Raw genomic sequence first — 13,614 nt, forward strand, 5'->3', positions numbered from 1 at the left:
TGACTGATCGACCGTCACTTCCTGATCAACCGTCATCCGACGAAAGGACACCGCCATCGTGGCCCCACGTCCCGAGCCCACCGCCTGGTGGCGGAACGCGGCGATCTACCAGGTCTATCCGCGCAGCTTCGCCGACGGCAACGGGGACGGCACCGGCGATCTGGCCGGTGTCCGGGCCCGCCTGCCCTACCTGGCCGAACTGGGCGTCGACGCGCTCTGGTTCAACCCGTGGTACCCCTCGCCGATGGCCGACGGGGGCTACGACGTGGCCGACTACCGCGGCATCGACCCGCTCTTCGGCACCCTGGCCGAGGCCGAGAAGCTGATCGCCGAAGCGCTCGACCTGGGCCTGCGCACCATCGTGGACATCGTCCCCAACCACGTCTCGGACCAGCACCCCTGGTTCCGCGCCGCGCTGGCGGCCGCGCCGGGCAGCCCCGAGCGCGAGCTCTTCCACTTCCGCGCCGGGCGCGGCACGGCGGGCGAACTGCCGCCCAACGACTGGGTGTCGGAGTTCGGCGGCTGCCCGTGGACCAGGATCGGCGACGGGCAGTGGTACCTGCACCTGTTCGCCACCCAGCAGCCCGACCTCAACTGGGCCCATCCGCTGGTGCGGGCCGAGCACGAGGCGATCCTGCGGTTCTGGTTCGACCGGGGCGCGGCCGGGGTGCGGATCGACTCGGCCGCGCTGCCCGCCAAGGATCCGGCCCTGCCCGACTTCGATCCGGCCCGCGACCCTCACCCGTACCTGGACCGCGAGGAGCTGCACGGGATCTACCGGTCCTGGCGGGCGGTGGCCGACTCCTACCCCGGTGAGCGGATCCTGGTGGGCGAGGTCTGGCTGCCGGACGCCGAGCGCTTCGCCCGCTACCTGCGCCCCGACGAGCTGCACACCGCCTTCAACTTCGACTTCCTGGCCCGGCCCTGGGACGCCGCCGAACTGCGGACCTCGATCGAGGCCACGCTGAGCCGCCACGCGCCGGTCGGCGCACCGGCCACCTGGGTGCTCAGCAACCACGACGTCACCCGCACGGTGACCCGCTACGGCCGCCGCGACACCCGATTCGACTTCGCCACCAAGGCGTTCGGCACCCCGACCGACCCGGCACTGGGCCTGCGCCGGGCACGGGCCGCCGCGCTGCTGAGCCTGGCCCTGCCGGGCTCCCTCTACCTCTACCAGGGCGAGGAGCTGGGCCTGCCCGAGGTCGAGGAGCTGCCGGCCGAGCGTCGCCAGGATCCGATGCACCTGCGCTCGGGGGGCACCGACCCGGGGCGGGACGGCTGCCGGGTGCCGCTGCCCTGGGCGGGCGCCGCACCGCCGTTCGGCTTCAGCCCGGCCGGGGTCGAGCCGTGGCTGCCGCAGCCGGCCGACTGGGCGGCACGCACGGTCGCCGCGCAGCAGGCCGACCCGCACTCGATGCTGGCCCTCTACCGCACCGCGCTCGGCCTGCGCCGCGCCGAACCGGGCCTGCGCGGGGACGAGTTCGAGTGGCTGCCCGAGGCACCCGGGGTGCTGTCCTTCCGGCGCGGCGCCGGCCTGTGCTGCGTGGTTAACCTCTCGGCCGAGCCGGTGGCGCTTCCCGGGCACCGCGAAGTGCTGCTCAGCAGCGCCGAGTTGAAGCAGGGCCAGCTCGGACCTGACAGCGCGGCCTGGCTGCGCACCGGCTGACCCCGGAAGGGCGGGCGCAAGAACCCGGCACGCCACGGGAAGAAGGTGCCATCACGCCGGAAGTCTTGACGTGTCATGACCAGGACCAGATACTCCCAGACAATCAGAGACGCCCGGACGCCCGGACGCCCAGACGCCCAGAAACGCCAGACGCCCAGACACCCAGAAACGCCAGACACCGGCGGGCAGCCGGCTCAACCCTCGCTCCTGCCGCCGCCCCCGCGCGGCGGCCACCACATCCGCACCGCCGGCGGTCCCCCACAGCAGCCGCCGGCCGATGGTCCTTCGGGAGCCGTAGATGACAGCAGGGTCCACCTCCTTCGCCCCGCCGGCCCGCGGCGGTGCCCGCCCCCGGTCCGGCGCGCCGATCCGCCGGCTGCGCCGGGCCGTCACCTGGCTGGCCGCCGGGCTGCTCGCCGCGTTCGCCCTCCCGGCCACCGCGCACGCCGTGGCCGTCCCCGCGCCGCCCGCCGGGTGGACAACGGTGTTCAGCGACGACTTCGCCGGCGCGGCCGGCAGCGCGCCCTCGGGCGCGAACTGGATCTACGACACCGGCCCCGGCTCGAACTTCGGCACCGGCGAGATCGAGACCATGACCAACTCGACCAGCAACGTGCACCTCGACGGCAGCGGGCACCTGGACATCACCGCGCTGCAGAACGGCGGTAGTTGGACCTCCGGACGGATCCAGACGCCGTCCGCGCAGGTCGGCGCACCGGCCGGCGGCAAGCTGGAGGTGACCGCCTCGATCATGCAGCCGAACCCGGGCTCCGGACAGGGCTACTGGCCGGCGTTCTGGCTGCTGGGCCCCGGCCAGTGGCCGGAGAACGGCGAGATCGACATCATGGAGGACGTCAACGCGCTCTCCGACGTGGCGGGCACCATCCACTGCGGCACCTACCCGGGCGGGCCGTGCAACGAGGGCAACGGGATCGGCAGCGGCCTGGTCGCCTGCCCCGGCTGCCAGGGCGGCTACCACACGTACACGATGGTCCTGGACCGGACGAACACCGCGGCCGAGTCGATCACCTGGTACCTCGACGGCAACGCGTACTTCTCGGTGACGGAGGGTCAGGTCGGCACCGCCACCTGGCAGCAGGCCTTCGACCACAACCTGTCGATCATCTTCGACCTGGCCATCGGCGGCGGCTTCCCCAACGGGGTCTGCGGCTGCACCACGCCGACCGGCGCCACCAGTTCGGGCGCGACCATGAGCGTCGGGTACGTCGCCGCCTACACCACCACCGGTGGCGGCGGCGGTTCGACCGGCACCGGGCCGGTCACGGGATACGCGGGCCTCTGCCTGGACGACCGCTCGTCGAGCACGGCGAACTACAACCCGGTCCAGGTCTACACCTGCAATGGCACCGCCGCCCAGCAGTGGACCTTCAACCCGGCGGGCACCACCCTGCACGTGCTCGGCAAGTGCCTGGACGTCGACGCGGGCGGCACCGCGAACGGCACCGCCGTCGACCTCTACGACTGCAACAACACCGCGGCCCAGGTCTGGATCCCGCGCTCGGACGGTTCGCTCTTCAATCCGCAGTCCGGCCGCTGCCTGGACGACACCGGGTGGTCCACCACACCGGGCACCCAGGTGCAGATCTGGGACTGCAGCGGCAACGCCAACCAGCACTGGACGCTGCCGGCCGCCTGACGGCGCGGGCAGCCCCGGGGGAACGGCGACGGGGCGGGAGGGTCGGCCGCACTGCGCGGCCGACCGTCCCGCCCCGCCCCGTCGCGGTGTGAGTGTGAGTGTGAGTGTGAGTGTCAGCGCAGGTGGGCGAGGGCCCGGACGAGCTTGGCGGCGTCCACCGTGCCGACGCCGGTCGCCTGGTCGTAGCCGGGGCCCGCGGTGTATCCGGTGCTGCCGGTCGAGCCGCTGGTGATGTCCACCAGGCCCGGCGAGTGCTGGGCGTAGAGCCGGTAGAGGTCCTGGTCGATCACGCCGAGCCGGTGACCGGCGGCCTGGTCGGCCAGCGCGACCACGGCGGCGAAGAGCGGGGAGGACTCGCTGGTGCCCGCGCCGTCCGCCGTCCAGCCGGTGTTGGCCGGGTCGAAGCTGGAGTAGAGCCAGAGCGCGCCGTTCGGCGAGCCCGCCATGCTGATGTCCGGTGTGCCGCGCTGGTCACCGACCACCGAGCGCACCGGGTTCTGGTACGCCGGGCGGGCGAAGACCTTGGACAGCTCGCCGCCGCTGCCGGACCACGCGGTGTCCGGGGCGGTCCTGGTGCCCTGGTCGTCCAGCGAGAGCTCGGTGCCGCCGATCGCGGTCACCAGCGGGTCACCGGCCGGCCAGGCCGCGTCCAGCTTGGTCGAGTCGCCGCCGCCGTCGCCGGAGCTGGCGGTCAGCGTCACGCCGTGCGCGGCGGCGTCGGTGAAGGCGTAGCGCAGGTTGGTCAGGCTGCTGTAGTCGCCCTGGTCGAAGCCGGGGAACTGGCCCTCGCTGGTGGCCCAGCTCATCGACACCACATCGGCCCGGCCGTTGTCGACCAGGTGCTTGATGCCGTCCATCATCTCGGGCACCCCGACCGTGCCCTCGGTCTCCGAGACACCGGTCTCCAGCAGGATGATCTTCGCCCCGGGTGCCACCGCGTGCGCGGCCTCCACGTCGAGGGTGCTCTCGCCCGCCCAGCCGTCCATGTCCGCGTTGGTCGGGTCGAACGGCGGGACCTGGCCCGACTTGACCACCTCGACGTGGCTGCTGGGGATGCCCCAGTGCGCCGACCAGACGTCCAGGTCGTGCTGGATGGTCGGCGAGCCGTAGGAGTCGACGATCACGATGGTGCGGCCCTGGCCGGTGATCCCGTGCTGGTAGAGCGGGTCGAGGTCGTAGGCGGTGCGGTACTGGAGCGGCGAGTAGCAGGCGCGGTGCAGCTGGGTGAGGCACTGGCTCGTCGGCAGCGGCGCGGCGAGCACCGGGTCGTCGGCGGGGTTCGAGTGCCGCAGCGGGTGCACCGCGGGCAGCGCGGCGGCCGCACCGGCGGTGGCGGTGGTGGCCTGACCGACCGTCGGAAGCAGGGCGAGCGCGAAGGCCCCTGCGGCGGCGGCCGCGAGGCGCAGGCGGGCGGACACGGGCACGGCGGAGTCCCCTTCCGGGTTGAGGCGGTAGCGCGGCTGAGGTGTTGTTGAGGTGTTCAGGCCACAGCATTCGCCTCGTGTTGTCAATGACTCATCACAAAAGCCGTTGCCCGGTGCTCGACCGGGCCCCTAGGCTGAGCCGCTGACAGGCCGCCGCTCGCAACCGGAAGGAGGCTCCCGATGTTCACCCCGCACCCGGCGCTTCCGATGACCAGCTCCTGACCGATCGATCGGACGCGCCTCCAGCTCCTTGCCTCGGAGGCACCGTGTTCTTCCGCTCCACCCTCCCCCGTTCCACCACCTTCCGTCACGCCATCGAGGCCGACCTCGATCGGGTGCTGCCGCTGCTGATCGCCGATCCCGCCAGCTCCCTGACGACTGACCAGTATCTGGCGAAGCTCGCCGACCGCCAGTACCGCCTGCCTTGGACCTGGCTCGCCGAGGAGCCGGACGGCACCCTGGCGGCCGTCGCCGTCTGGTGGGGCTCCCCCGAGCGCGAGCTGCCGAGCGCGCTGGACGCCGTCCTGGTCGTGCCGGACGGCATCGAGTCGGGTCGCACCGAGTCGGGCAGCACCGACTCGGGCAGCACCGAGTCGCACGAGCGGCGGATCGAACTCGCGGCCGCGCTGCTCAGCACCGCGCACAGGGCCTACGCCGCCGCCGGCGCCCCCGCTCCGCCGGAGTACCACGTCTTCCTGCCCGGCGACTGGCGCGAACAGCCCTCTGTCGCAGCCGCCCTGACGTGGCGTCAAGAGGCGGCCCGGCGAGCCGGATTGCCGGTCGCGGTGGAGCGGCTGCGCTACGAGTGGACACCCGAGGCGGGCCTCGCGGCGCCCTCCGGCCGGCTGCGCTTCACCGCCGAGCCCGATGACGAGGTCTTCGTCGACCTCTTCCGCCGCGCGCTGACCGGCACCCTCGACGCCGCCAGCGGCAAGGAGGCGGCGGAGCTGGGTGCCGAGGCGCAGGCCCGCGCCGATGTCGCGTTCTACCGCGACGACATGGTCGGCGACCGCGCCTGGTGGCGGGTCGCCCGGACCGAGGCGGGTGAGGCGGTCGGCTTCGGCCTCCCGTCCCGCAACCACGTCTTCCCGGTGGTCGGCTACCTCGGCGTGCTGCCCGAGCACCGGGGGCGCGGCTACGTGGACGAGATCCTGACCGAGATCACCCGCATCCTGGCCGCCGAGGCGGCGCCCGAGGTGGTCCGTGCCGACACCGACCTGACGAACGCGCCGATGGCGGCCGCGTTCGAGCGGGTGGGCTACCGCAACAACGCGCGCCGGCTGGTGCTCTCCGCGCGCTGACGGACCCGGGCGCGGCCGCCGGGGGTCACCGCCGGTTCACGCCCGGTTCACGCCCTGGCATCGCCGCAAGAAGCCGGGCGGCGGGTCACGGCGTCAAGCGGGTTCGCGGCCCGCCGCCCGCTCACTTCCCGGGGACGAAGGCGAGGGCGAGCGCCGGCGAGGTCCCGGCGAGCAGTTCCATGACGATCCACGGCGCGCCTCCGGGCAGCCGAACGCCCCGCACGACGAGTGCCGTGCGAGGCGTTTTCAGGGGCGAGTGCGGCCGCACGCAGGGCGGCCCGGCCGGATCAGTGCTGTGGCATACGGGGCGACGTCTGCGGCACCCCCAGTAGGTGGCCAAAGTTGTCGGCCTGCTCCTGCCAGACTACGTGGCGCACGACGCCCAGCTTCGTGAGGACCCACGCGAAGGGGTCCGAATTGTGCCCGTCGGCATCCTGATGGAGGACGAGGTTGCCGTGCTCCTCGGTCAGGCCGAACGAGACGGTCGAGCCCGGCCCGTCGATGTACTTGCCACTGATCACCGTGAAGGTGAAGCGGGTCGGGCTCACCAGCGAGACCCGCACCCTACCGTCGCCGTAGAATCCGAACCCGGGACGGAGGGTGCACTCCGTGCCCTCCTGGAACCCGGCCGTGGTGCACTGGGTGATCGGGAACGGGAAGACCTTGGTCGGGGCGGCCTCGAACTTCGCCATCGCGGATTCCGGCGAACCGGTCTGGGCGATGCTGCCGACGGTCTCCTTGTAGTGGTACTTGTAACTGAACCCACCGGGGCCCGTCGACCCGTCGATGTACGTCGGCGGCGTGTGCAGGCTCTTGATCAGTGCCAGGTAGCCCGGATCGTCGTCGCTCTCGTAGCCCAGTTCCCCGCAGAGCGCGTCGCACACCTTGGCCTTGACCACCGGCGGCATCTTGCCGCCGTGGCCACCGCCGAGACCGCTGGTGTCCGGGATGGGCGGCTCGGGCACGTTGGTCGGCAGGGTGCTCTGGCAGGACAGGTCGCAGGCGCCCGAATCGCCACCGCCACCGTAGAAGTCCGGCGGGCGCATCTGGCCGGTGGGGTCCGAGCCGGTGACGGGGTCGTTGCCGGCGTAGTCGTAGCCGTTGGTCTGGGTCGGGTCGGTCGTCTCCAGCACCGGGTCCGCGCTGAGGAACCGGCCGGAGACCGGGTCGTAGAGGCGGGCGCCGAGGGTCTCCAGGCCGGTGGCGGTGTCGTCGTGGCCACCGACGTATCCGGTGTCGCCGGGGAAGCCGCCCGTCGCGCTGCCGCGGTCCTGACCGAACGGCAGGTACTGGCGGCGGGTGACCGCCGCGGTGTTGGCGTCGATGGTCAGCGTGCCGGTGCCCTGTCGGTCCGGGGTGAGGTAGCTGACGGCGCCGCCGCTGGTGCGGGCGGCCAGTGTGGTCCCGCCGAGGGAGTAGTAGCGGGTGCCGGAGACGCTCTGGGTCGCGGTGTTGAGGACGAGTTGGGAGTCGCCGTTGTACAGGGTGGTGCTGCCGGGGTCGCGGCGCAGCAGCACGTTGCCGTCCGCGTCGTAGACGTAGGACGTGGCGCCCGTGCTGGTGGTGTCCTTGGCCAGCTTGCCCTGGTCGTTCCAGGTCAGGGTCTGGCTGCCGAGGGCGCCGCCGTTGACGCTCGTGGTGTTGCCCGCGGCGTCGTAGCCGTAGGAGGCGGTGTCGGCGGCCGCGTTGGGCCCGCTCGCGGTCGTGGCGGTCAGGGTGTGCGGCTGGTCGCCGGTGGTGCCGGCGGTCGGGTAGGCGTAGGTCGTGGTGGTGTCGTTCCCGGTGTTCCCGGTGGTGTCGTGGTCGGTCTGGGTGAGCCGGTTGCCCGCCGCGTCATAGCTCCAGGACTGCCAGTACGGGGCCTGCGGACCGCCCACGCTCGCGCTGCTGCCGGGGGTCGGTGTGGCGGCGCAGTTGTCGGTCGCGCTCCAGGCCTGCTGGATCCGGGCGGCGTAGTCGTACTGGTAGCACTGGGTGTCCGTCGTGCTGCCGGCGTTCTGCGTGTCGGTGGTGGCGGTCAGCAGACCGGCGCCCTTCGAGACGGTGCCGGCGCTGTTGCCGTAGGTGTAGTGCAGGGCGTCGATGACCCCGGAGACCGCCGAGGCGCTGGTCTGGACGTCGGTGGCGCTCCCGGTCTGCGGGTCGTAGGTGTAGTCCTCCCAGACCTGGTCGCTGGTGGGACCGAGGGTGTAGCGCAGCGGCTGGCCGAACTCGTTGTAGCCGACGGCGCTGACGTAGCTCCAGGCGGCGCTGAGTCCACTGGAGATGACCGAGATCGGCTCGCCGAACTGGTCGTACCCGTAGGTCAGGCCCTCGGCCGGCAGGCCTCCCTCGGTCGGGTCGTTCAGGGTGCTGAGTTTGCCGGTCAGGCTGTAGCCGTAGGTGGTGGTCAGGCCGGCCGCGGGGACCAGGCCACTGTCCGGTCCGGTCAGGGTGGTCTGACTCGCCGCCACCTGGCCGAGGTTGTTGTACTGCAGCACCGTCGTGGTGTAGGTGTCACCGCCGGAGTACGAGGTGGTGGAGGTCGGCAGGCCCTTGTCCAGGGTGTCGTAGGTCCAGCCGGCCAGCTTGTTTGCGGCCGACAGGGTCTGGGTGCCGGTGGTGTCGTGGCGACAGCGACCACAGAATTCAACCGTCTACCAACTGACTGCGCAGGCCAGGCGCCCACTCGGCGTCTCCTACCTAACATTGCGGCGAACGGCAGCCTCACCATCGGCGCGGACCTGGTCGGTGGCAAGCCCGCCGACTTCTTCCCGGGCATGGTCTCCGGCTTCCAGACATGGACCTATGCCCTGCCCGAACCCCAGGAACTGGCCCTCGATTGCCGGATCGGTGTCGACGGCTTCTGACCCGTCCGATTGACCGAGCCGATGGCCGGGCCGACGGGGGCGCCGAGCCAAGCCGGCCCGGACCCGGCCGGGAGATCGGCGAGATCGGCGAGGCCGGGAGATCGGCGAGGTCGGCGAGGCCGGCGAGGGCGGGAGGTCGGTTTCCACCGTGCTGCGCCCCTTGTCCCACTCGCACCTGGGCCAGTACCCCTCCGGGTGGCCGGGGAACCCGAGTAGCGGCCCGGCCTCCCTGGCCCGGTGCGCGACCCGCGGGGCACAATCGTGCTCATGACGCATTCGGAGGAACCGCAGATCGGCGCGGCACCGGCGAGCGCCGACTCCACCTGGGCCGGCTTCGTCCGCGGCACCGTCGCCCAGGTCACCGAGCACGGGCCGGGCAGGCAGCTGGTCGGGCCGATCGCCTACATGGTCGACGCCTCCTGGCGGGTGGTCGCCTACAACGACGCCTTCGCGGATGCGTTCACCGGCCGACGGGTGCCGGAGAACATGTTCAAGTGGATGGTCTGGGAGGGCCGCGACCAGCTCCCCGAGCACAACAAGTACTGGATGCGCCGGGTGGTGCCGCAGCTGGACAGCCTGTTGGAGGAGTTCCCGAACCAGCCGGAGCTGATGGAGCTGGCCCGCTGGACCGAGCGCACCGTGGGCGGGCCGCTGCGGCTGGCCGGCCGCACCGGACCGGACGGCGAGATCCGGCCGCTGATCCACGCCCGCTACGGCTTCGGCTCGCTCTGGATCGGCGCCGCCACCCCGATGACCCCCGAGGGGCGGGTGGTCTTCGCCCACTTCTACGCCGGCGCGACCCCGGCCGAGGTGCGGGCGCTGCTGCGCTCGCCGGCCGGTCGGCAGGGCGCGGCCTGAGGGACCCTGGGCGGGAGCGCCCGCGGTCAATGGCGGTGGCCCGCCCAGGTCAGTGACGGCGGCCCGCCGAGGTCAGTGACGGCGGCCGCCCAGGTCAGTGGCGGTGGCCGCCCAGGTAGAAGAGCAGCATCACGAAGAAGGCGAAGAAGTGCGTACCGGCGATGTAGATCCCGGCCCGCACCAGCATGGCCCTGCGCTTGGTGTTCTCGTCGCGCACGGTCTCGCTCACCGGACTCGCTCCTCCGTCCGGCCGGCACCGGAGCGCAGCTGCACCAGCAGTTGCTCCTGGTCGACGATCATCTCGGTCAGGATCCGCCGGGCCGCCCGCAGCAGCTCGGCCACATCGGGGGTGCTCAGCGCGTAGACGACGGTGCTGCCCTCGCGGGTCGCGGTCACCAGGTTGCTCCGGCGCAGCACGCCGAGCTGCTGCGAGAGGCTGGAGGGCTCGATCTCGATCGCCGCGAGCAGCTCGCGCACCGGGCGCGGCCCGTCCTGGAGCAGCTCCAGGACCCGGATCCGGGCCGGGTGCCCCAGGGTGCGGAAGAACTCGGCCTTCGCCTGGTACAGCGGAACCGGCATTCCCGTCCTCTCGATCCACGTCGGGGGACAGCTTCTCCGAACGTGAAGAATTCTTCAAGCCGTGCACGCTCGGCGCCCGGAAACCGACACAGCCCGGACCCATCGGTCGACCAGGCTTTCGAAGCACCCGCGGACTGCGGTAAACTCTCCGAGATTGGTCTAGACCACTAAATACACGCTTTCGGACGGTTGGTCAAGATGGAGATTGTGATCGTTCCCGACGCCGCTGCGGGCGGTGAGCTGATCGCCAAGGCGATCGCGGACCTGCTCACCGGCAAGCCCGAGGCGCTGGTCGGCGTGGCCACCGGGTCGACGCCGCTGCCGATCTACCGGGCGCTGGCCACCCGGGTGCAGGACGGGACGCTGGACGTGTCGCGCGCCCGGATCTGCCAGCTCGACGAATACGTGGGCCTGCCCAAGGGGCACCCGGAGTCCTACCGCTCGGTCGTGCTGCGCGAGGTGCTCGAACCGCTCGGCATCACCGAGGACGCCTTCCTCGGTCCGGACGGATCCGCCGAGGACATCGCGGCCGCCGCCCAGGCCTACGACACCGAGCTGGCCGCGGCCGGCGGCGTGGACCTGCAGTTGCTCGGGATCGGCACCGACGGGCACATAGGCTTCAACGAGCCGTGCTCCTCGCTCGCCTCGCGGACCCGGATCAAGACGCTCACCGAGCAGACCCGGGTGGACAACGCCCGCTTCTTCGACAGCCTGGACGAGGTCCCGCACCACGTCATCACCCAGGGCATCGGCACCATCCTGGAGGCCCGCCACCTGGTGCTGCTGGCCACCGGAGAGGCGAAGGCCGAGGCCGTCGCGCAGGCGGTGGAGGGCCCGCTCTCCGCGCTGGTGCCCGCCTCCGCGCTGCAGCTGCACCCGCACGCCACCGTCGTGGTCGACGAGGCCGCGGCCGGCCGCCTCAAGCTCGCCGCCTACTTCCGCGCCACCTACGCCGCCAAGCCGGCCTGGCAGTCGATCTGAGGCAACGGCCGCCGGGCCATCAACTCGTCGCTGCCGTCGCAGAGTTCAGCAGTGGGTTCCACCGATTCGCTGATCCGGTGACGTCGTGGTCCCCCGGCCTCGGGCCGGGGGACCACGCGCGTTCGCCGACCGGGGCACGCGCACCGCGAGGCCGAACGGCGGGGCCCGCCGGAGCGGGCGGGGCCGGCGGGCCGGGAGCTGGGGCCATGAGGATCTCGATCCTGATCAGGGCGCGGCGGTGCGGGCGAACACCTCGACGCCGATGGCACTGTGCAGACTTGGCGAATCTAGCGAACCTGGCAGACTTGGCGGACTTGCCGTGAAGCTCCCTCCTCACGTCCTCCGACCTTGGCACAGCTACTTCACGCGGTCAAGGTCTATACCAGTTGGCGTCCATCTCAGCTGACGCCTGCTCAACCCCGCTGCCCTCGGACCCGGACCCGGACCCGGTCAGCGCACCCGGTCAGCGCACCCGGTCAGCGCACCCGGTCGGTGAAGAGCCGCGCCGCCCACCCCACCGTGACCACGGTCAGCGCCACCACCAGCACCAGGCTGCGCCAGACCACCGGATCGCCGGGATGCCCGGCGAAGAGCGCCCGCATCCCCTGCACCGCCCAGTAGAACGGGTTCCAAGCAGCCACCGAGCGCAGCCAGTTCGGCGCCAGCGAGAGCGGTAGCAGCACCCCGGAGAGCAGTGCGATCGGCTGCGCGATGGTGTTCACCACCGGTGCCAGGGCGGCATCGGTCGGCACCAGCAGCGCGATGCCGTAGGAGACCGCCGAGGCCATCAGCGCCATCAGCGCCAGCAGCAGGTAGGCGAGCAGCAGTTGGCCGATCGGCACGACCAGCCCGAACGGCAGCGCCAGCAGCGTGATGATGACGGCCTGCGCCATCAGCGCCACCACCTCGCGCAGCGCCCGCCCGAGCAGCAGCGCCACCCTGCTCACCGGGGTCACCCGGGAGCGCTCGATGATGCCGGCCTGCAACTCACCGAGCAGTGTGAAGCCGGTGAACAGACCGCCCATGATGACCAGCGCGGTGAGCAGCCCCGGCACGTAGATCCGGTAGGCCGCGGTGTAGCCGCCGCCGGGCGCCAGCACCGAGCGCAGCAGCGGGGCGAAGAGCAGCAGGTAGAAGAGCGGCTGGATGACGCCGACGGCGATCCAGACCGGGGTACGGACCATCAGCAGCAACTGCCGCTGGAAGACCAACCAGGTGTCCCGGGCGAGTTTCACCGCCCACCTCCAGTGACGATGTGACGTTGGGTCAGATGCCGCCGAGCGAGCGCCCGGTGCGGGCCAGGAAGACGTCGTCCAGACTCGGGCGCCGCAGCCGCAGCTGGGTCGGCTCGACCCCGGCCGCCTCCAGCGCGCGCAGCACCTGCGGGATGGCGGCGGCGCCGTCGTCCACGTAGAGCCGCAGCTCACCGGCCTCGCGCAGCTCAAGGCGCTGCACGCAGGCCAGCGGGGCCAGCGCGGCCTGGGCCCGCTCCGCGATGTCGGCCCCGGCCACCTCGGGCACCTCGACGCTCAGCGCGTCACCCGAGATCTCGCGCTTGAGCTGCTCGGGGGTGCCCTCGGTGACCAGCAGGCCGTGGTCGACGATGCCGATCCGGTCGCAGAGCGCGTCGGCCTCGTCCAGGTAGTGGGTGGTCAGGAAGACGGTCATGCCCTGCTCGCGCAGCCGGCGCACCTCGGCCCAGACGGTGGCCCGGCTCTGCGGATCGAGGCCCACGGTCGGCTCGTCCAGGAAGAGCAGCTTGGGCCGGTGGATGATGCCGAGTGCCAGGTCGACCCGGCGGCGCTGGCCGCCGGAGTAGGTGCGGCAGTGGCGGTCGGCGAACTCGGTCAACTGGAAAGCGGCCAGAGCTGCTTCGGCCCGGCGGCCGGCCTCGGCCTTGCCGATGCCGTACATCCTGGCCTGCATCACCAGCTCCTCGCGGGCGCTGGCGCCGTCGGTGGTGCCGCCGCCCTGTGAGACGTAGCCGATCCGGCGCCGCACCTGGCCGGGTTCGGCCCGCAGGTCCGCCCCCGCCAGGCTCGCGTCCCCGCCGTCGGGGCGGATCAGCGTGGCGAGCATCCGCATGGTGGTCGTCTTGCCGGCGCCATTGGGGCCGAGCAGGCCGAAGATCTCGCCCTCGTCGACGTTGAGGTCCAAGCCGCGCACCGCCTCGACCGCGGCGGCTCGTCGGCCTTGCCGCGACGGGAAGGATTTCCGCAGCCCCTTGGTCACGATCAACCGGAACTCCGATGAGTGGTGGGGTGATTGAGGATGTGAGGGGCTCGCGCGCACTACA

12 protein-coding genes are annotated in these 13,614 nt (G+C 72.0%); 6 read left to right on the top strand and 6 right to left on the bottom strand.

Translation table 11 applies throughout. The features are described from left to right. The first annotated feature begins 55 nt into the window (after positions 1-55). Together OG455_RS02940 and OG455_RS02945 are read left to right on the top strand one after the other, a co-directional pair. Positions 56-1,669 (top strand): glycoside hydrolase family 13 protein, encoded by a 1,614-nt coding sequence (locus tag OG455_RS02940; RefSeq protein WP_266300637.1) that lies wholly within the window; start codon positions 56-58, stop codon positions 1,667-1,669. A 298-nt stretch (positions 1,670-1,967) separates the two neighbouring features. Further along, positions 1,968-3,326, top strand: a complete 1,359-nt coding sequence (locus OG455_RS02945; protein ID WP_266289837.1) for a ricin-type beta-trefoil lectin domain protein — start codon at positions 1,968-1,970, stop codon at positions 3,324-3,326. Positions 3,327-3,439: 113 nt separating this feature from the next. On the opposite strand, the gene OG455_RS02950 is transcribed toward OG455_RS02945, so the two are convergent. After that, positions 3,440-4,750 (bottom strand): S8 family serine peptidase, encoded by a 1,311-nt coding sequence (locus OG455_RS02950; protein WP_266289838.1) that lies wholly within the window; start codon positions 4,748-4,750, stop codon positions 3,440-3,442. Between the two features lie 266 nt (positions 4,751-5,016). On the opposite strand from OG455_RS02950, the gene OG455_RS02955 reads away from it, so the two are divergent. Further along, positions 5,017-6,051 (top strand): GNAT family N-acetyltransferase, encoded by a 1,035-nt coding sequence (locus tag OG455_RS02955; RefSeq protein WP_266289839.1) that lies wholly within the window; start codon positions 5,017-5,019, stop codon positions 6,049-6,051. A 287-nt stretch (positions 6,052-6,338) separates the two neighbouring features. On the opposite strand, the gene OG455_RS02960 is transcribed toward OG455_RS02955, so the two are convergent. Further along, entirely contained in the window at positions 6,339-8,531 is a 2,193-nt protein-coding gene (locus OG455_RS02960) for an RHS repeat-associated core domain-containing protein (protein WP_266289840.1), read from the bottom strand. Positions 8,532-8,657: 126 nt separating this feature from the next. On the opposite strand from OG455_RS02960, the gene OG455_RS02965 reads away from it, so the two are divergent. Further along, positions 8,658-8,900: a hypothetical protein gene (locus tag OG455_RS02965; RefSeq protein ID WP_266289841.1), complete on the top strand. Its 243-nt coding sequence runs from the start codon at positions 8,658-8,660 to the stop codon at positions 8,898-8,900. A gap of 267 nt (positions 8,901-9,167) precedes the next feature. Beyond that, positions 9,168-9,758, top strand: a complete 591-nt coding sequence (locus tag OG455_RS02970) for a hypothetical protein (protein ID WP_266289842.1) — start codon at positions 9,168-9,170, stop codon at positions 9,756-9,758. 94 nt (positions 9,759-9,852) lie between these two features. Here OG455_RS02970 and OG455_RS02975 read toward each other — a convergent pair whose 3' ends face one another. Next, positions 9,853-9,987: a DUF6126 family protein gene (locus OG455_RS02975; RefSeq protein ID WP_266289843.1), complete on the bottom strand. Its 135-nt coding sequence runs from the start codon at positions 9,985-9,987 to the stop codon at positions 9,853-9,855. After that, the gene (locus tag OG455_RS02980) at positions 9,984-10,337 is read right to left on the bottom strand and encodes a helix-turn-helix transcriptional regulator (RefSeq protein ID WP_266289845.1); all 354 of its coding nucleotides are present in this window, start codon (positions 10,335-10,337) and stop codon (positions 9,984-9,986) included. Before OG455_RS02980 ends, OG455_RS02975 begins: the two co-directional genes overlap by 4 nt. A gap of 198 nt (positions 10,338-10,535) precedes the next feature. Here OG455_RS02980 and nagB point away from each other — a divergent pair, with 198 nt between their 5' ends. Beyond that, positions 10,536-11,318: a glucosamine-6-phosphate deaminase gene (gene nagB / locus OG455_RS02985; protein WP_266289847.1), complete on the top strand. Its 783-nt coding sequence runs from the start codon at positions 10,536-10,538 to the stop codon at positions 11,316-11,318. Between the two features lie 476 nt (positions 11,319-11,794). Here nagB and OG455_RS02990 read toward each other — a convergent pair whose 3' ends face one another. Both OG455_RS02990 and OG455_RS02995 read right to left on the bottom strand, forming a co-directional pair. Beyond that, positions 11,795-12,553, bottom strand: coding sequence for an ABC transporter permease (locus tag OG455_RS02990; protein ID WP_266289849.1), 759 nt, complete (start codon positions 12,551-12,553; stop codon positions 11,795-11,797). A gap of 31 nt (positions 12,554-12,584) precedes the next feature. Beyond that, on the bottom strand, positions 12,585-13,550 hold the full coding sequence (locus tag OG455_RS02995) for an ATP-binding cassette domain-containing protein (protein ID WP_266300638.1): 966 nt from the start codon (positions 13,548-13,550) through the stop codon (positions 12,585-12,587). Positions 13,551-13,614 lie beyond the last annotated feature (64 nt).

It is taken from the genome of Kitasatospora sp. NBC_01287 (assembly GCF_026340565.1).
Classification (GTDB): domain Bacteria; phylum Actinomycetota; class Actinomycetes; order Streptomycetales; family Streptomycetaceae; genus Kitasatospora.